Source organism: Pseudomonas sp. GW531-T4 (genome assembly GCF_017349615.1).
Taxonomy (GTDB): Bacteria; Pseudomonadota; Gammaproteobacteria; order Pseudomonadales; family Pseudomonadaceae; genus Aquipseudomonas; species Aquipseudomonas chlororaphis_I.
This window is the reverse complement of record NZ_JACMZT010000016.1, coordinates 71,749-90,199: the sequence shown is the minus strand read 5'-3', so window position 1 is coordinate 90,199 and position 18,451 is coordinate 71,749. Positions and strand designations below refer to the sequence as shown.

Genomic DNA, 18,451 nt, shown 5'->3' with positions numbered 1-18,451 from the left:
CGAAGGAGTCTGACTTGAACGTTTTGATCATTGGTAGCGGCGGTCGTGAACACGCCCTGGCCTGGAAAGTCGCTCAAGACCCACGGGTCGAGAAAGTCTTCGTTGCCCCGGGCAACGCCGGCACCGCCATCGAAGCCAAGTGCGAGAACGTGGCCATCGACGTATTGGCCCTCGAGCAACTGGCCGACTTCGCCGAGAAGAACGTTTCCCTGACCATCGTCGGTCCGGAAGTCCCGCTGGTCGCCGGCGTGGTCGACCTGTTCCGCTCCCGTGGCCTGGACTGCTTCGGTCCGACCGCTGGCGCGGCCCAACTGGAAGGTTCGAAAGCCTTCACCAAGGATTTCCTGGCTCGCCACAAGATCCCGACCGCCGACTACCAGAACTTCACCGAGATCGAGCCGGCCCTGGCTTATCTGCGGGAAAAAGGCGCGCCGATCGTAATCAAGGCCGACGGCCTGGCCGCCGGTAAGGGCGTGATCGTCGCCATGACCCTGGCCGAAGCCGAAGACGCCGTGCGCGACATGCTGGCCGGCAATGCCTTCGGCGACGCCGGTTCGCGTGTGGTGATCGAAGAGTTCCTCGACGGCGAGGAAGCCAGCTTCATCGTCATGGTCGACGGCAAGAACGTGCTGCCCATGGCCACCAGCCAGGACCACAAACGTGTCGGCGACGGCGACAGCGGCCCGAACACCGGCGGCATGGGTGCTTACTCCCCTGCTCCGGTAGTCACCGCCGACGTGCACCAGCGCGTGATGGACCAGGTGATCTGGCCGACCGTGCGCGGCATGGCCGACGAAGGCAACGTCTACACCGGTTTCCTGTACGCCGGTCTGATGATCGACAAGGCCGGCAACCCGAAGGTCATCGAGTTCAACTGCCGCTTCGGCGACCCGGAAACCCAACCGGTGATGCTGCGCCTGCAGTCGAGCCTGGTGCTGCTGGTCGAGGCCGCCCTGGCCCAGGCGCTGGACAAGGTCGAAGCGCAATGGGATCCACGCCCGAGCCTGGGCATCGTCCTGGCCGCTGGCGGCTATCCTGGTGACTACGCCAAGGGCGCGGTGATCGAAGGCCTGGACGCAGCCGCCAAACTGGAAGGCAAAGTCTTCCACGCCGGTACCGCGCTCAAGGACGGTCAAGTGGTAACCTCCGGCGGCCGCGTGCTCTGCGCCACCGCCCTGGGCGACAGCGTAAGTGCCGCGCAGCAGCAGGCTTACCAACTGGCAGCTAAGATCGATTGGCAAGGCTGCTTCTACCGCAAAGACATCGGTTACCGGGCCATTGCCCGCGAGCGTGGCGAAAATCAGGAGTAATCCTGTCTTCCCGTCCGGCAGGCGCCCCAGGCCCTTGCCGGACGGCTCCAGCGCCGCGCATAGTTATAATCTGGCATCAACCTACGAAGGGATTTCGCCGTGCGCTGGCTCAGGACTGCCATAGGTTTCACCGTCACTCTGCTGACCCTGCTCTGCTTGATCCCGGCCCAGGCCGCACAAGGCAGTAACTGGGCCGTTTTGCTCGATGAACAGGCCGACCTGCAACTGAGCGATATCCGCTCCCCGCGCTACACCAATCAATTCAGCCCGATCGAACTGGAACGCATCACCGCCGCCGAACCCGGAGGCGCGTTATGGCTGCGTTTCAAACTGCAACCGGGCAAGCACGAACAACTGCTGCGGATCTTCGCGCCCGACCTGTCACGCCTGGACATGTATGTGCTGGACGGCGACAACCTGGTCGAGCAGCTGACCTCCGGCACCCAACAACCCCAGGCCGAACGGCCGTTGCCCAGCAGCGACTTCATGCTGCCGCTGCCACAGGAGCAGAAGACCCTCGATGTCTATCTGCGCCTGGTCTCCGACCATCAACTGCGCCCTTACATCACCCTGCAACCGGCGGTCATGACCGCGGCCAATCAGGGCCAGAGCGTGCTCTACGGCCTGCTGTTCGGCTGCATGGGCATGCTGATGCTGCACAACCTGGTGCGCTACGCCTACACCCGTTCGCGCAGCAGCCTGTGGCTGGCGTCCTGCGAAGCCCTGGTGATGCTCAGCCTGGCGCTGATGCTCAACCTGTTCGGCCCCTGGCTGCCGGACTGGCATGCGATACAGACCCCTGGTGCCTACCTCGCGCTGCTCTTGACCACCCCTTGCGGGCTGATGTTCGTCTATCGCTTTTTCGCCCCGCTGGGCCCGCATCCGCTGAACAAACTGCTGCTGGTCGACATCCTGATGGTCGGCCTGTGCAGCCTGTTGCTGCTGTTCGTCGACTCGCTGCCGCTGAATCTCATCACCTACGGCCTGGTGGCCCTGGTCGGCCTGAGCATGCTGTTCATCGCCGGTTATCACTGGCACAAAGGCTACCGCCCGGCGCGCTACTTCGTGGCCGGCATGGGCATCTTCAACATCGGCGCGCTGATCGTGCTGCCGGCGCTGCTGGGGCTGACCATGGTCGCGCCCCAGGGGCTGATCGTCACCCTGCTGGTGACCATGTGCCTGAGCGGTTGGGCGATGAGCATCGCCCTGGGCGAGCGCCAGCGCAGCATCACCGAGGATGAGTTCAGCGTCAGCCGCGACCTCGCCGCCAGCAACGCCGAGGTCAATGCCAAGGCCGAGTTCCTGGCGAAGATCAGCCACGAGATCCGCACACCGATGAACGGCGTGCTGGGCATGACCGAACTGCTGCTGGGCACGCCGCTGTCGGTCAAGCAGCGCGACTACGTGCAGACCATCCACAGCGCCGGCAATGAGCTGCTGACCCTGATCAACGAGATCCTCGACATCTCCAAGCTCGAGTCCGGGCAGATCGAGCTGGACGATGTGCAATTCGACCTCAATGCACTGATCGAAGACTGCCTGAGTATTTTCCGCGCCAAGGCCGAGCAGCAGAACGTCGAGCTGATCAGCTTCATCCAGCCCCAGGTGCCGCGCGTGATCAGCGGCGACCCGACCCGCTTGCGCCAGGCCATGCTCAGCCTGCTGGAAAACGCCCTGAAGAAGACCGACGAAGGCGAGGTCCTGGTGGTGGTCGCGCTGGACGAGCGCACCAGCAAACCGCGCCTGCGCATCGCCGTGCAGGACAGCGGCCAGCCGATGGAAGCCGAAGAGCGCGATGCCCTGCTGCACTCGGAACTGCACAGCAAGAACTTCCTCGCCAGCACCCGCCTGGGCGGCAATCTCGGCCTGGTCATCGCCCGCCAGCTGATCCTGCTGATGCATGGCGAGTTCGGGATCAAGACCAGCGCCAACCAGGGCAGCACCCTGTGGCTGACCCTGCCGCTGGACCCGGAACGCCTGGAGCACCCGACCTCCGACCTGGATGGCCCGCTGCAAGGGGCGCGGGTGCTGGTGGTGGACGACAACGACACCTGCCGCAAGGTCCTGGTGCAGCAATGCAGCGCCTGGGGCCTGAACGTCAGCGCCGTGCCTTCGGGCAAGGAAGCCCTGGCCCTGCTGCGCACCAAGGCGCACCTGCGCGACTACTTCGACGTGGTGCTGCTCGACCAGAACATGCCCGGCATGACCGGCATGCAACTGGCGGCCAAGATCAAGGAAGACCCGAGCCTGAACCACGACATCCTGCTGATCATGCTCACCGGCATCAGCAACGCGCCGAGCAAGGTCATCGCGCGCAACGCCGGGGTCAAGCGCATCCTCGCCAAGCCGGTGGCCGGCTATACCCTCAAGACCACCCTGGCCGACGAGCTGACCCAGCGCAACAAGGGCCAGTTCGTGCCGCATCAGCCTCATGCGCTGAGCGGGGTTCCGGTGCCGGTCAAGGTACCGAGCGACTTCCGCATCCTGGTGGCCGAGGACAACAGCATTTCCACCAAGGTGATTCGCGGCATGCTCGGCAAGCTCAACCTGCAGCCCGATACCGCGAGCAACGGCGAGGAAGCCCTGCAAGCGATGAAGGCCCAGCGCTACGACCTGGTGCTGATGGATTGCGAAATGCCGATCCTCGACGGCTTCTCCGCCACCCAGCAGCTGCGGGCCTGGGAAGTCGGCAACCAGCGGGTACGCACGCCGGTGGTGGCGCTGACCGCGCACATCCTCACCGAGCACAAGGAACGCGCGCGGCAGGCCGGCATGGACGGGCACATGGCCAAGCCGGTGGAACTGTCGCAACTGCGCGAACTGATCGAGCACTGGGTGACGCAGCGCGACCTGCAGAACCGCACCACGGCGCAACCGTCCTGAGCCGACAGCACGGCAAACGCCTGTTAAACTTCGCTCGCCCTCCCTCGCTGTGAGTTTGCGCCATGCTCCATGTGCTGTTCAGCGTGTACCTGAAGATGCTGGTGCTCTACAGCCCCTTCTTCGTCCTGTCCTGCTTCATCAGCCTGACTCGTGGCTACTCCAACAAGGAACGTCGGCGCTTGGCGTGGAACGTCGCCCTGGCGACCCTGGCCTCCAGCGTGCTGCTGTACCTGTTCGGACGGGTGATCTTCAGCGTGTTCGGTATCACCGTGGATGCCTTCCGCATCGGCGCGGGCAGCGTGCTGTTCATCTCGGCGCTGGGCATGGCCCAGGGCAAGTCGGCGATCCAGACCGACAACGTGCAGCAGGACGTGACCATAGTGCCCTTGACCATCCCCCTGACCGTCGGCCCCGGCACCATCGGCGCTCTGCTGGTGATGGGCGTCGGCCAGCCGCACTGGGACGACAAACTCACCGCGATTCTCAGCATCGCCCTGGCCAGCTTCACCGTCGGCGTGGTGCTGTACCTGTCCAACCGCATCGAGCGGATCCTCGGCGAGCAAGGCTTGCAGATCGTCAGCCGACTGATGGGCCTGTTCGTCTGCGCCCTGGCGGCGCAGATCATCTTTACCGGGGTCAAGGGCTATCTGGGTTAGGGGCAGCGGCAAGCTTCAAGCTTTAAGCGGCAAGAACGAGCAGGCTCACTGGGGACAGTGAGCCTGTGCTGTTTCTGGGGTGGACTTTTTATGCCTGCAGTTGCCACTGCAGGGCATCCAGGGCGTCGCAGCCGTCTTGTAGCAACAGGTGGGCGGCGTTGACGAAGTGAATCAGATCCTGGTCGCCCACACCTTTGACACTCAGGCAATTGAGGCTGTGCATCAGATCCCGCGAGGCCTTGATGCGCTGCACCGCACCGCCATGCAGATCGGCTGCGGGCGCGTTGCGATCGAGGTGGAAATCGGGGTGGGGGGGAGATTGCTTTGTAGGGGGATGAAGTCCGTCATGGTCATAGCTCCTTAGTTACATAAAGAGCCGCCACTCTTTGCGGCTAAACAAATGGGAGGCAGCTGTGCGAGGGTTAGCCGACCAGGGATGGAGCTATGAACATTCCCCGGCACACCCGAAGGTGTCCCGCGCACAGCCACCATAAAGGATACCGTGCAGCCAAAAGCGCCAGCATGGTAATGGATGGCGCTTAAGCGTTCATAGCCCCACATCTCGACCGGCTAAGATCGACCGCCGATGCGTCGGCGACCGGGCAACTATGGCTTCGCAAAAAATCAGCGGCAACCGTCAAAGTGTTGCCATTACCTTCCACAGAACCAGACTTGCCGCACCGACCGGGGGCGCCCCTATTCCTCCTGTAGCCGCTGCCGAGCCCTAGCGAGGCTGCGATAGGACCGAAGGTCCTCCTGCGGTTTCGAGATCCCTGCGCCCGCTGCGCGGTCGATCGCAGCCTCGCAAGCTCGGCAGCGGCTACAGAGTTTCGCGCCGACCGGCAGGTCGCGCCGGGCTTTTGATCTGGCTCTTGATCCACCCGCCCCATCGGGAGGCCGAGCGGAGGTGTTCATCAGGGGGATGGCGCGCAGCGCCCCTCGACGCAGTCGAGGACATCGTATGGAGGTCGAAGCGAAGCCGACCGGAGTCGATGCCCCCTGATGGACACCGGAGCGAGGGAACCTGAGCGCAGCGAGGGCCGTACGCAGGGGCAAGCGTTTTTGGTTCCTTTTTAGGCGTTTGTAAAAAGGGACTCGCCGTAAGGGCGAAACCGCCAGCCGCCGTTACCGCAGGAACGGATATGTACACCGTCCAAAAAATGCAGCGCCAGCACGGACGCCATCGCGGGCAAGCCTCGCTCCTACAAAAACATGCCCTCGCCATAACGGCGGAACCATACAGCCGCCCGGGAGCAAGGCAGGCCTATGGCTTCTGGCCGTACCACCTCGGCGTATAGACCCACTCCCCACCTCCAGCCCTGGGGAATACACAGGTAGTGGAAGACCCCACCAACACCATGGTGCGCATATCCACCTGCTCCGGAGTCAAGGCACCCAGGGTAGTGACCCTCAGAGTCTGCCCCGGACGGCCGATATCCCGCCCCAGCACCACCGGCGTATCCGCGGTGCGGTGCTGACGCACGATCTCCAGCGCGCGCCCCAGCTGCCAAGGACGCGAACGCGAGATCGGGTTGTAGAAGGCCAGCGCCAGGTCGGCCTGGGACGCCAGGTCCAGGCGCTTCTCGATGATTGCCCAGGGCTTGAGGTTGTCCGACAGCGACAGCACGCAGAAGTCGTGGCCCAGCGGCGCGCCAGCCTGTGCCGCGGTGGCCAGGGAAGCGGAAACCCCGGGAAGGATTTCCAGCTCAACCTGATGCCAGCTCGGCTCACTGGATTCATGCAGCGCTTCCAGCACCGCCGCGGCCATGGCGAAGACACCCGGGTCACCGGAGGACACCACCACCACCGAGCGGCCTTGGGCGGCGAGCTCGAAGGCGTGGCGCGCACGCTGCATTTCTTCACGGTTGTCGGTGCAGTGCATGACCTGGTCGGCACGGAACGGGCCGGCCATGCGCACATAGGTTTCGTAGCCGAGGATATCGTTGGCTCGCGCCAGTTCGGCTTTCACCGCCGGCACCATCAGTTCGGCGGCGCCAGGGCCCAGGCCGATCACCGCCAGGCGACCACGGGGGCGGCCGATCTGCTGCGGGTCCAGCGGCTGGCTGGCCACGGCAATGGCGATGTCTTCCCCCACGCTCAGCGGCGGCAGCAGTTGCGGCACGGCCTGTTGCGCCAGCTCGGCGACGCTGCTAGCCGCCGGGGCGAAACGCAGGGGCACACCCAGCTCGGCGGCGGCTTTGCGCAAGACAGGGCTGGCCATGTCGCAGTCGGCGGCCAGCAGGCAGGCGACGGATTGCACGGCGATCTGCTTCTGGTGCAGGGCATCCCGCAGCGCAGCGGCACCCGCGATCTTGCCGTTGCAGGCAATCAGCACGCTGCGCGGATAGATCAGCAGTTCGTTGGCGGCCGGCTCGCGCTCGGCCGAGCCGACGCGGATGGTCAGCCGGGCTTGCTGGTCCTGCGGCAACCGGGCCTCGGCCAGCCAGGGCGCGGCGCCTTCGATGCGCACGCTTTCACCGCCCAGCAGGTCGGAAACGAAACGCTTGCCCAGCTCCAGATCGCCCAGGGCATAGCCGCTAGGTGGGTTGAGCAGGCAGGTGCCGAAGCGCAGCTCGCCGCTGGTGGTGATGGCCGCCGCCACGCCCAGGCCGGCGGCGACTTCCCGGGCCATGACGTTCACCCCGCCCAGGCCACCGAGCAACGGCACCACGGCGCTGCCGTCTTCGGCCACGGCCAGCACCGGCGGCTCCGCGCCCTTCTCCAGCAGCAGCGGCGCCAGGGTCCGGATGACGATGCCCGCGGCGCACAGGGCAATGATCGGCGTGTCCTGCTGGTACAGCTGGCGCAGGGTCGCGCCGAACTCCTGGTACGGGCGGTCGGCGCCTTCGACCCGTTCGGCCAGGCCGTGGATCAGCGCATCCGGGTACAGCTGTTGAAGTTTGTGCGCAGTCGCCAGGCTGCCTTGGCCAAGGATGACGATGGCCGGCGCGGAACGGGCCATCAACCTTGCCACCTTTCACCGGGCACGATGATCAGCGAGAAATACGGCGAAGACATCGGCTGCACTTCATCCAGCGGCACAATCTTCTGGTTGGCCATGGTCGCCCGTTCGACATACAGCGCGCGCTCGGCCAAGCCCAGTTCTTCGAGCACCTGGCGCACCTTGGGGAAGTTGCGCCCCAGCTTCATCACCACCGCCGCGTCGGCATCGGCCAGGCGGCGCTTGAGTTCGTCATGGGGCAGCACGCCGGAGAGCACCGACAGGCTCTGGTTGCGATACACCAGCGGCGCGCCCAGCACCGAGGCGCCACCGAGCATCGAGCACACCCCCGGCACCACTTCGGCCTGGTAACGCTCGGCCAGGCGGTCGTGCAGGTACATGTAGGAGCCATAGAAGAACGGGTCGCCTTCGCAGATCACCGCCACGTCGCGGCCGGCGTCCAGGTGTTCGGCCAGCTGCTCGCTGGCGGTGTCGTAGAAGTCGCTGATCACTTGCTCGTAGGACAGCGGCGCCGGCAGCACTTCGGTGGTCACCGGGTAGACCAGTGGCAACAGGGTCTGTGCGTCCTGCAGGTGCGCTTCGATGATGCCGAAGGCATTGCCCTTTTTACCCTTGGCGACGAAGTACGCCACCACCGGCGACTCGCGCAGCAGGCGCAGGGCCTTGACGGTAATCAGTTCCGGATCACCGGGGCCGACGCCCAGGCCGATCAAACGTCCAGGTTGCTGCATCATTCGATCTCCGTGGCCAGGGCGTTGACGGCGGCGGCGGCCATGGCGCTGCCGCCCAGGCGACCTTGCATGATCACAAAAGGCACGCCGCGGCTGTCGGCGGCGAGCATCGCCTTGGACTCGGCCGCACCGACGAAGCCTACCGGGAAGCCAAGGATCAGCGCCGGTTTCGGCGCGCCGGCGTCGAGCATTTCCAGCAGGTAGAACAACGCGGTCGGGGCGTTGCCGATCACCACCACGCTGCCTTCCAGGTACGGCCGCCACAGTTCCAGGGCCACCGCCGAGCGGGTGTTGCCCAGCTCGCGGGCCAGCTCCGGCACGCGCTCGTCGCGCAGGGTGCAGATCACCTGATTGTTCGCCGGCAGACGGGCACGGGTAATGCCTTCGGCCACCATCCGCGCATCGCAGAGGATCGGCGCCCCGGCGGCCAGCGCGACGCGCCCGGCCTGGCCCGCGCCTTCGGAGAATTGCAGACCGTCGATGGCATCGACCATGCCGCAGGCATGGATCACCCGCACCGCGAGTTTTTCCAGGTCCGCGGGAATGCGATCGAGCCTGGCCTCCTCGCGAATGATCGCGAAGGAGTTGCGATAGATCTCCTGACCGTCGCGGATGTAATCAATCATCAAGGGTGCTCCGTGGGCGGGCATCGAGCAATGCGCCGGCCGCTTCAAGGGAAAGGTTGCGGGCGTGCAGCGTGCCGAAACCCGGCTGCGCGGCATCGCGAAAATAGAGGTCGTAACGATCGGGGGCGACGGCCAGCAAAGTAGCCGGTGCCACATGGGCGGCGGCGCAGGAACGCGAGCAGCCGGACAGGTGTACGTCCAGGCCGTGGTGCTGGAGCAAGGCGGCCAGCTTCACCGCGTCGCCCTTGGTATCGGCCAGGGCCTTGCCGCAGCCGCTGGAACCGGTGCAGGCAATCAGGTGGGCCAGGGGCTGCTCTGGCGAGCAGAGAAAACCCAGCTGTTGCAGGCGGCGCGTGACTTCAGGCGCGTCCTCGGCCCGCAGGTTCGGCAGCAGCAGGCTTTGCCAGGGGGTGAACCTCAGGCTGCCGTCGCCCCATTGCTCGGCCAGCTGCGCCGCGCCGCGCAGTATCGGCGGGTCCAGCCGCCCCAGGGGTGTGACCGCACCGACATAGACCTGGCCCGGTTGCCGCTGTGGATAAGTACCGATATGCAGCGGCTCCGAAGGGGCTACGCGCTGCCAATCGCCCACCCGGATCACCGGCCCCGGCAAGCGCGCGGACACCTGCGCCAGCAGTTCAGCCGCCGAGTGTTCCGCCAACAGCTGGCGCATACGGGTCTGTTCGGGGCGGGCCAGGTCGAGGAACAGCTCCAGCACCGCCACCACCAGGGCCAGCCCATCCTCCAGCGCCACGCTGGCCAGGGGCAGGTCCCCAGGGCAGCCGGCCAGGCCGAAGGCCAGCCAGGGCTCGCCCGCGCCTTCGAACGCCGAGAGCCACAGGTCATGGGGATGCTCCAGCATGGCCAGGGCCTCGCCACCGTCGAGCTGCACGGCAAACTTGGGCGACAACTCATGAAAACGCGGATGGCTCTGCAAGGTGGCGAGAATCTGCGCGGCCAGGGGCCGGGTGTCGATGAGCAGCGTCCGGTCGATCCCGGCCGTGGGGCTGAGCATCAGGTTGCGCACATCATCGCCGGCCGCGGTGGTCGGCCCCAGGCCGGCGGCCAGCAGCTCGGCGATCAGCGCCTGATGCTCGGCGCCAATGCCGCGGATCTGCAGGTTGGCGCGGTTGGTCGCCTCGATCACCCCGCCGGCATAACGCTCGGCCGCATCGGCCACCGCGCGGGCCTGGGCCGCGCTGATCGCCCCGCCGGCCAGCTTGATCCGGCAGATACCGCCGTCCAGCGCCGGGACGATACGCAGCAACCCCGGACAGGCCGAGGGGCGTAAGGCGGTGGACATCGGGCGTTCGTTCAAAGGGGTGACCGGCTGTGTGGGAAAGGCGCTTCGCGGGCGAAGGCGCGGTATTATGCCTGCTTTGTCCGAAGGCATGAAAAGCCTGCCTGTCGGAAGAACAGGTTTTACCCTCGAGGAATAGCGATGTCGCCCTGGCTGACAGTAGTGGGAATCGGTGAAGACGGCTTCAAGGGCCTGGGCAAGAACGCCCGGCGCGCCCTGCTGGGCGCTTCGCGGATCGTCGGCAGCCAGCGGCAACTGGACCTGTTGCCGGTGTGCATCCGTGGCGAGCGGCAACTGTGGCCGAGCCCCTTCTCACTGGAACCGGTGCTGGCCAAGCGCGGCGAGCCGGTGTGCGTGCTGGCCAGCGGCGACCCGATGCTGTTCGGCGTCGGCGCCAGCCTGGCGCGCCAGGTGGCTCAGGAGGAAATGTATGTCCTGCCCGCGCCCTCCTCTTATTCCCTGGCGGCCGCGCGCCTGGGCTGGCCGCTGCAAGAGGTGGTGACGCTCTCGGTGGTCGCCCGCCCCGTGGCGGCCCTCAGCGCCCAGCTGTTCAGCGGCGTGCGCCTGCTGGTCCTGAGCAATGACGGCCTCAGCCCCTCGACCATCGCCGCGCTGTTGCGCGAACGCGGCTTTGGCCCGAGCCGGCTCAGCGTGCTCGAGCACCTGGGCGGCGAGGCCGAGCGACGGACCGACGGCACCGCCAACGACTGGAGCGACCCGGCCATCGCCGACCTCAATCTGGTGGCCATCGAATGCCTGGCCGAGCCCGATACGCTGCGGCTGTCGCGCCTGGCCGGCTTGCCGGACGCGGCCTTCCAGCACGACGGCCAGCTGACCAAGCGCGATGTGCGCGCCATCACCCTGGCTCGCCTGGCCCCTGTCCCGGGCGAACTGCTGTGGGATGTCGGCGCCGGCAGCGGCTCGATCGGCATCGAATGGATGCGCGCGCACCCCAGTTGCCGGGCCCTGGCCATCGAAGCCGACCCAGGCCGCCAGCAACTGATCGAACACAACCGCGACGCCCTAGGCGTGCCCGGCCTGCAACTGATTCGCGGCAGCGCGCCGCAGGCGCTGGATGGCCTGGAAGCCCCGGACGCGATCTTCATCGGCGGCGGCGTGACCCGCCCCGGCGTGCTCGACACCTGCTGGGCCCGGCTCAAGCCCGGTGGCCGGCTGGTGGCCAACGCCGTGACCCTGCAAAGCGAAACGACCCTGATGGCCTGGCGCGAACGGCATGGCGGCGAGCTGACCCGCATCCATGTCGCCCAGGCCCTGCCCCTGGGGGACTTCGACACCTGGCGCCAGGCGCTGCCCATTACCTTGCTCGACCTCGTCAAACCGCTATGAGCGCCCTGCCCTCCCCTGTAGGAGCGAGCTTGCTCGCGATCCAGACCACGCGGTCCGTCTGGCGGACGCTATCGCGAGCAAGCTCGCTCCTACACAAGGCCGCGCAGCATGCGTGAAGAAACGGCGGAACAACCCGCCCCGCTGCGCAGCGGCCTGACCACCGGCAGCTGCGCCACCGCCACCAGCCTGGCGGCGGCGCGCCTGTTGCTCGAAGGCACCAGTAGCGACGCCGTGGAGATCGTCCTGCCCAAGGGCAAGCAGGTGCAGATGCGCCTGGAGTTCTGCCGCCTTACCGACAACGGCGCCGAAGCCGGCACGATCAAGGATGCCGGTGACGACCCCGACGTGACCCACGGCGCCCTGCTCTACTCCCAGGTGCGCCTGAGCCCGGACAGCGGCATTCGCTTCATCGCCGGCCAAGGCGTGGGCACCGTGACCCGCCCCGGCCTGGTGCTGGGTGTGGGCGAGCCGGCGATCAATCCGGTGCCACGCCGGATGATCAGCGAACACCTGACGACGCTGGCCCGGGAACGCGGCTACCAGGGCGGTTTCGAGGTCACGGTCAACGTCGAGGACGGCGAAGCCCTGGCGCTGAAAACCATGAACCCGCGCCTGGGTATTCTCGGCGGCCTGTCGATCCTCGGCACCAGCGGCATCGTGCGGCCGTTTTCCTGCGCGGCCTATATCGCCTCGATCCACCAGGGCATCGACGTCGCCAAGACCAACGGCTACCTGCACATCGCCGCCTGTACCGGCAACGCCAGCGAAGACACCATGCGCCGCGTCTACGACCTGCCGGAAATCGCCCTGATCGAAATGGGCGACTTTGTCGGCGCCGTGCTCAAGCACCTGCGCAAAGTGCCGGTGGACAAGCTCAGCCTGTGCGGCGGTTTCGGCAAGATCAGCAAGCTCGCGGCCGGGCACATGGACCTGCACAGCCGCCATTCCAGCATCGACCTGCCGCAACTGGCCGAATGGGCCGCGGCGGTCGGCGCCGACCAGGCGCTGCAAGACGCCATCCGTGGCGCCAACACCAGCCAGCAGGCCCTGGCCATGGCCAGCGCCGCCGGCATCGCCCTGGGCGACGCGGTGTGCCAGCACGCCCTTAACTTTGCGCGCAGCGTGGTGCCGCCACAGGTCCAGGTCGAAGTCTTCGCCATCGATCGCCAGGGCGGCATTGTCGGCCATGCCGGAGCCTTTCGATGAAACGCATATTGCTGCTGGGTGGCGTGACCGAGGCCCTGGCCATCGCCCGGACCCTGGGGCCGGAGCACATCTATAGCCTGGCGGGTATCGGGCGCGTGCCCGCAGACCTGGACTGCCAGGTGCGGGTCGGCGGCTACGGCGGCGCCGAAGGCCTGGCCCGGTTCATCCGCGAGCAAGGCATCGAACTACTGCTGGACGCCACTCACCCCTATGCTGCACAGATCAGCCAGAACGCCGCCACGGCCGCGCAACTGTGTGATATCCCCTGCTGGGCCCTGCGCCGACCGGCCTGGCAAGCACAGGCCGGTGACGACTGGCGCGAAGTCCGCGACTGGGCCGAGCTGGTCCAGGCACTCCAACCCTTCAAGCGCCCGCTGTTCACCCTGGGCCGCGAGCCCTTGCAGCACCTGCATGAGATCCCCGCCGAGCAGTTCTGGACCCTGCGCGCCCTCGACCCGTACCCCGGTAATGAGCGGTGCGAAGTGATAGGCGCACGCGGCCCCTTCCTGATCGACAGCGAACGCGAACTGTTCGAACGCCGTCGTATCGACGTGCTGATCAGCAAGAACAGCGGCAGCAGCGCCACCGACCCCAAGCTGGAAGTGGCGCGCGAGCGTGGGCTGCCGGTGCTGATCCTGCAGCGGCCGCCGTTGCCAGCGGTCGATCGGGAATTCCATGACCTGGGCGAGTTGCTCCAGGCCCTGCGCTGACCTTCTGGCCGCGCCAAAGCGCGGCCGATACATCGAGTTACCAAGCCATCCGACGCTCCCCGCTGAACGGTAAGGCGCAGCCCCGGCCGCCGCGCCACGGGGCCTTCGCGTATTGAAGACAGAGGAAACACTTGCGGCGTTGGCCACGAACAGGCTTTGCGTCACGATCAAAGACCTATCCATATAGTAACTTATTTGTTACCTTTAAGGCCGGCGATGATCACAGTCGAGGAATACCAGCAAGAGAACCAGCGCAGCCCCTTCGGTCGCTGGTTCGAAACGCTGGATACCCAGGCAGCCGTCAAGGTTTCCACCGCGCTGCTACGCCTGGAAATGGGCAACACGTCCAACATCAAGTGGTTCGACGGGCTTGGCGAATACCGCATCGATTGGGGTCCGGGCTACAGGATCTACCTGATCCAGGAAGGCCGGCACCTGGTGATCCTGTTTGGCGGTGGCGACAAGTCCAGCCAGCAGGCAGACATCAGGCAGGCAAAAAAACTGATCGCCGAATTCCATCACCGCAAGAAGGCCGAACTGAAAACGAGGTGACACCCATGGCACTGACTCGAAGCTTCAAGCACAGCATTGCCGAACGCGCCGAGCGCGACCCGGCGTTTTCCCAGGCGCTGCTGGACGAGGCTGCTACGCTGTTTCTCAACGGCGAACCGGAGATGTCGCGGATCATTCTGCGCGACCTGATCAACGCCACCGTCGGCTTCGAAGCCCTGGCCCGGGAGACCGCCAAGCCAAGCAAGAGCCTGCATCGCATGCTGTCCGCCAGCGGCAACCCGAGCATGGACAACCTGGCCGCGATCTTTGCCGCCATCCGCGCCAAGCTCGGCGTTGCCATCGAGGTCCGCGCGGTACCGGCTCACTGAGCAACGGTGGCGCTGCGACACCACACCGCACGGCGCCTTTTTACTTATCCACAGCGATCAGGCTAAATACCCCCCTGTTCGCTCAACCTGACGGATCGTCACCATGTCCCGACAACGGCTCGCATTTGCCTGGATCGCCTGCTTCGCAGTGCTGTTCAACATGCTTGTCATGCCGCTTTCGGGAGCCATGCAGCAGACCGACCGAGCGCCCGCCGAGCAACTGTTGTGGGGCAGTTTCTGCTCCTCCAGCGGCACCAAGCTGGTGGCGATCTCCCTGGGCAAGCTGGAGCAGCAAGCCCCGCAGAACGACGATCACTCCACCATGCAGCACTGCTGGTGCTGTTCCGGCTCGGCGCCCCTGGTTGCCCTGCCAGGCCATGCGCCGCAGTTGTATTTCGCCCGTTTCGAGTCCAACCGCAGCGTCGCGCCACCCGCGCTGGTCATGCCCACGCCGCGCCAGCAATGGCCGAGCCTCAATCCCCGCGCCTCACCTCTGGCCTGATTCCACCTCGCAATTGATCTGCGTGTCGAATCGTTCTGGAGAACTGTCATGTTGAAATCCGTACAGGCCTTGCAAGCTCTGCTGCTGGCCGCCCTGCTGTTGCCCGCTGGTTTTGCCGCCGCCCATGAATACAAGGCTGGCGAGTTGCAGATTGCCCACCCCTGGTCGCAGGAGCTGCCGCCCAATGCTCCGACGGTGGCGGCCTATTTCGTCATACACAACACCGGCAAGAATGCCGACCGCCTGCTTGGCGTCGACTCGCCGATCGCGGGCAAGGCCGAGCTGCATGAACACGTGCAGCAGGGCGACCTGATGAAGATGCAGCAGGTGCCCAACGTGGCGATTGCCCCGGGCGAAACTGTCACCTTCGCGCCCATGGCCTATCACGTGATGCTGCTGGAGCTCACAGACCGCAGCCTGCTCGGCGACGGCAAGCGCTTCCCGCTGACCCTGCACTTCGAGAAGTCCGGCGACGTCACGGTCGAGGTGGCGGTGCAGAAGCAGGCGCCCGCGGGCACCCAGGAACACATGCACGCCCAATAAGCGCCGGCCGTCATTACCGTGAACTCCCCGCGCTCGCCTGGCACCCGGCGATCCGTGCGCACGCCCCTGAAAGTACGGCGCGGCAGCTGGATCAGCCTGTTCGCCATGCTGATGATCTTTATCGGCCCGCTGATTTCCCAGTCGATGCCGATGGATCAGGCCATGCCGATGAACCTGTCCATGTCGATGGACATGGGCGAGCCCGGCTGCCACGGTGAAACCCCGCACGGCACAGAGCACGGCAAGGTCCAGGGCGAACACCATGCACTCTGGGAAAAGTGCGGTTATTGCAGCCTGCTGTTCAACTGCCCGGCACTGCCTGGCAGCCTGTCGTTCACGGCGCTCGACAGTTCGCCGTCCAGCCACTTCCTCACCCCCTCGCCGCGCCTGGGCCATGCCCGGCAGACGGTGTTCCCCGGTGCCCGGACCCGCGCCCCGCCAGTCATTGCGTAAACCCCTCAACCGCACTTCACCCGGCCGACTGTAGAAAAGACAGCCGCAGGCTGCTGGCCGTGTTGTTTACGAAATGATTGATGGAACCTTTATGTCCAGGTTTTCCGCTGACACTCGCCTGTGCTCTGCCCAGGCCTGCGCTACCTTTGCCCTGAACGAACCTCGCGTACGTTTCAGCCATGCCATCGCCGTCCTGTGCGGCGCCCTGCTCACACCACTGGCCCTGGCGGCCGAACAGCCGGTGGATCACAGCCAGCACGGCGAAGAACTGAGCCCGACGGTGATCACCGCCATCGCCCCCAGCTCGCCGCTGACCGTGGTCACCAACCCCAAGGATCCGCGCCAACCGGTCCCGGCCAGCGATGGCGGCGACTACCTGAAAACCATCCCCGGCTTCGCCCTGGTGCGCAATGGCGGCACCAACGGCGACCCGGTGCTGCGCGGCATGTTCGGCTCGCGCCTGAACATCCTCACCAACGGCAGCATGATGCTCGGCGCCTGCCCCGGCCGCATGGACGCGCCGACCTCCTATATCTCGCCGGAAACCTACGACAAGCTGACGGTGATCAAGGGCCCGCAAACCGTGCTCTGGGGCCCGGGCGCTTCGGCCGGGACCATCCTCTTCGACCGTGAGCCGGAAAACTTTGGCGAGCTGGGTACCCGAGTCAACGCCAGCGTCCTGGCCGGCTCCAACGGCCGCTTCGACAAGGTGGTGGATGCCGCCGCCGGCGGGCCGCTGGGCTACGTGCGGGTGATCGGCAACCAGGCCCATTCCGACGACTACAAGGACGGCAACAACGACACCGTGCCGTCGCGCTACGAGAAGTGGAACGGTGACGTCACCGTCGGCTGGACCCCGGACGCCGACACCCTGCTGGAACTCACCGCCGGCAAGGGCGACGGCGAAGCGCGTTACGCCGGGCGCGGCATGGACGGTTCGCAGTTCAAGCGTGAAAGCCTGGGGCTGCGTTTCGAGCGCTCCAATATCGGCGAGGTACTGGATAAGGTCGAGGCGCAGGTCTACTACAACTATGCCGACCATGTGATGGACAACTACACCCTGCGCACGCCGTCCGGCACCGGGATGATGGCCGGCCCGATGGCCAGCAACGTCGACCGCCGCACCCTCGGCGCGCGGATCAAGGCCACCTGGCGCTGGGCCGACGTGCAGTTGATCAGCGGTATCGATGCGCAGACCAACGAACACCGCCAGCGCAGCGCCATGGGCATCGACACCTACAAGGACCAGCCCCGCACCAAGGACGCCGACTTCCACAACTACGGCGCGTTCGGCGAGCTGACCTGGTACGCCGCCGACCGCGACCGGCTGATCAGCGGCGCCCGGGTGGACCGCGCCTCGGCCAAGGATTACCGCCAGCGCATCGGTTCAGGAATGATGAGCCGGCCCAACCCGACCGCTGGCGATACCCGCGCCGACACCCTGCCCAGCGGTTTCATCCGCTACGAGCATGACCTGGCCGACAGCCCGACCACGGTCTACGCCGGCCTCGGCCACGCGCAACGCTTCCCGGATTACTGGGAGCTGTTCTCGCCGAAAATGGGCCCGGCCGGATCGCTCAACGCCTTCGATTCGATCAAGCCGGAAAAGACCACCCAGCTCGACTTCGGCCTGCAATACAAGACCGCCGAACTGGAAGCCTGGGCCTCCGGCTACATCGGCCAGGTGCGCGACTACATCCTGTTCAACTACCGCCCGGGAATGATGGGCATGACCTCGCAAGCCGAGAACATCGACGCGCGCATCATGGGCGGCGAACTCGGCGCGGCCTACAAGCTGACCGACAACTGGAAGGCCGACGCCACCCTGGCCTATGCCTGGGGCAAGAACAGCAGTGACGGCACGCCATTGCCGCAGATGCCGCCGCTGGACGCGCGTTTCGGCCTGACCTACAGCGAGGACAACTGGAGTGCCGGCGCCCTGTGGCGGGTGGTGGCGGCGCAGAACCGCATCGACGAAAACAAGGGCAACGTGGTCGGCAAGGACTTCGGCAAGAGCGGCGGCTTCGGCGTGTTCTCGCTCAACGGCGCCTATCGGATCAACAAGAACCTGAAGGTCAGCACCGGCGTCGACAACCTGTTCGGCAAGGCTTACGCCGAGCACCTGAACCTGGCCGGCAACGCCGGGTTCGGCTACCCGGCCAATGACCCGCAAGCCATCAACGAACCGGGGCGCACGCTCTGGACCAAGGTGGACCTGAGCTTCTAAACACAACAAGAAATGGAGCCGCTGCCGACAGGCTGCGATAAGGCCGAAGGCCTTCAGCGATCTTGAATACGCTGCGGCCGTTGGGGCCGATCGCAGCCTTCGGCAGCGGCTACAGAG

The 18,451-nt window shown here is 65.9% G+C and carries 16 protein-coding genes and 1 pseudogene; 12 read left to right on the top strand and 5 right to left on the bottom strand.

Annotated elements, in window-relative coordinates:
• Positions 1–14 precede the first annotated feature (14 nt).
• From purD to J4D28_RS15190, 3 genes are all read left to right on the top strand, one after another.
• Positions 15–1,310, top strand: coding sequence for a phosphoribosylamine--glycine ligase (gene purD / locus J4D28_RS15200; protein WP_016703772.1), 1,296 nt, complete (start codon positions 15–17; stop codon positions 1,308–1,310).
• A 99-nt stretch (positions 1,311–1,409) separates the two neighbouring features.
• Positions 1,410–4,193, top strand: coding sequence for a hybrid sensor histidine kinase/response regulator (locus J4D28_RS15195; RefSeq protein ID WP_053268122.1), 2,784 nt, complete (start codon positions 1,410–1,412; stop codon positions 4,191–4,193).
• Between the two features lie 62 nt (positions 4,194–4,255).
• Positions 4,256–4,849: a MarC family protein gene (locus tag J4D28_RS15190; RefSeq protein WP_009046767.1), complete on the top strand. Its 594-nt coding sequence runs from the start codon at positions 4,256–4,258 to the stop codon at positions 4,847–4,849.
• Between the two features lie 88 nt (positions 4,850–4,937).
• Here J4D28_RS15190 and J4D28_RS15185 read toward each other — a convergent pair.
• The 5 genes and pseudogenes from J4D28_RS15185 to cobG form a co-directional block, all read right to left on the bottom strand.
• Positions 4,938–5,197, bottom strand: a pseudogene (locus J4D28_RS15185) (hypothetical protein).
• A 916-nt stretch (positions 5,198–6,113) separates the two neighbouring features.
• Positions 6,114–7,811 carry a precorrin-3B C(17)-methyltransferase gene (gene cobJ / locus J4D28_RS15180; protein WP_028683699.1) on the bottom strand — a complete coding sequence of 566 codons (1,698 nt, stop codon included), beginning with the start codon at positions 7,809–7,811 and terminating at the stop codon, positions 6,114–6,116.
• Positions 7,811–8,542 (bottom strand): precorrin-2 C(20)-methyltransferase, encoded by a 732-nt coding sequence (locus J4D28_RS15175; RefSeq protein ID WP_028683700.1) that lies wholly within the window; start codon positions 8,540–8,542, stop codon positions 7,811–7,813. Before J4D28_RS15175 ends, cobJ begins: the two co-directional genes overlap by 1 nt.
• On the bottom strand, positions 8,542–9,168 hold the full coding sequence (locus J4D28_RS15170; protein ID WP_028683701.1) for a precorrin-8X methylmutase: 627 nt from the start codon (positions 9,166–9,168) through the stop codon (positions 8,542–8,544). The genes J4D28_RS15175 and J4D28_RS15170 overlap by 1 nt, the downstream gene beginning before the upstream one ends.
• Entirely contained in the window at positions 9,161–10,468 is a 1,308-nt protein-coding gene (gene cobG, locus J4D28_RS15165) for a precorrin-3B synthase (RefSeq protein WP_037006053.1), read from the bottom strand. The genes J4D28_RS15170 and cobG overlap by 8 nt, the downstream gene beginning before the upstream one ends.
• A 138-nt stretch (positions 10,469–10,606) precedes the next feature.
• Between cobG and J4D28_RS15160 the strand changes: the two genes are divergently transcribed.
• The 9 genes from J4D28_RS15160 (at position 10,607) to J4D28_RS15120 (ending at position 18,334) form a co-directional block, all read left to right on the top strand.
• Positions 10,607–11,812, top strand: a complete 1,206-nt coding sequence (locus tag J4D28_RS15160; protein WP_028683703.1) for a bifunctional cobalt-precorrin-7 (C(5))-methyltransferase/cobalt-precorrin-6B (C(15))-methyltransferase — start codon at positions 10,607–10,609, stop codon at positions 11,810–11,812.
• Positions 11,813–11,920: 108 nt separating this feature from the next.
• Positions 11,921–13,018 carry a cobalt-precorrin-5B (C(1))-methyltransferase gene (locus J4D28_RS15155; RefSeq protein ID WP_038630499.1) on the top strand — a complete coding sequence of 366 codons (1,098 nt, stop codon included), beginning with the start codon at positions 11,921–11,923 and terminating at the stop codon, positions 13,016–13,018.
• A complete protein-coding gene (locus J4D28_RS15150; RefSeq protein WP_103331468.1) occupies positions 13,015–13,728 on the top strand; it encodes a cobalt-precorrin-6A reductase in 714 nt (237 codons plus the stop codon). The genes J4D28_RS15155 and J4D28_RS15150 overlap by 4 nt, the downstream gene beginning before the upstream one ends.
• 216 nt (positions 13,729–13,944) lie before the next feature.
• Positions 13,945–14,280 (top strand): type II toxin-antitoxin system RelE/ParE family toxin, encoded by a 336-nt coding sequence (locus J4D28_RS15145; RefSeq protein WP_009046759.1) that lies wholly within the window; start codon positions 13,945–13,947, stop codon positions 14,278–14,280.
• Positions 14,281–14,285: 5 nt separating this feature from the next.
• The gene (locus tag J4D28_RS15140; RefSeq protein ID WP_009046758.1) at positions 14,286–14,609 is read left to right on the top strand and encodes a DNA-binding protein; all 324 of its coding nucleotides are present in this window, start codon (positions 14,286–14,288) and stop codon (positions 14,607–14,609) included.
• A gap of 103 nt (positions 14,610–14,712) precedes the next feature.
• Positions 14,713–15,111, top strand: a complete 399-nt coding sequence (locus J4D28_RS15135; protein ID WP_103331467.1) for a DUF2946 domain-containing protein — start codon at positions 14,713–14,715, stop codon at positions 15,109–15,111.
• Positions 15,112–15,159: 48 nt separating this feature from the next.
• Positions 15,160–15,654 (top strand): copper chaperone PCu(A)C, encoded by a 495-nt coding sequence (locus tag J4D28_RS15130; protein WP_103331466.1) that lies wholly within the window; start codon positions 15,160–15,162, stop codon positions 15,652–15,654.
• A gap of 105 nt (positions 15,655–15,759) precedes the next feature.
• Positions 15,760–16,107, top strand: a complete 348-nt coding sequence (locus tag J4D28_RS15125; protein WP_232788626.1) for a DUF2946 domain-containing protein — start codon at positions 15,760–15,762, stop codon at positions 16,105–16,107.
• 91 nt (positions 16,108–16,198) lie between these two features.
• The gene (locus J4D28_RS15120) at positions 16,199–18,334 is read left to right on the top strand and encodes a TonB-dependent copper receptor (protein WP_103331465.1); all 2,136 of its coding nucleotides are present in this window, start codon (positions 16,199–16,201) and stop codon (positions 18,332–18,334) included.
• The last annotated feature ends 117 nt before the right edge of the window (positions 18,335–18,451 follow it).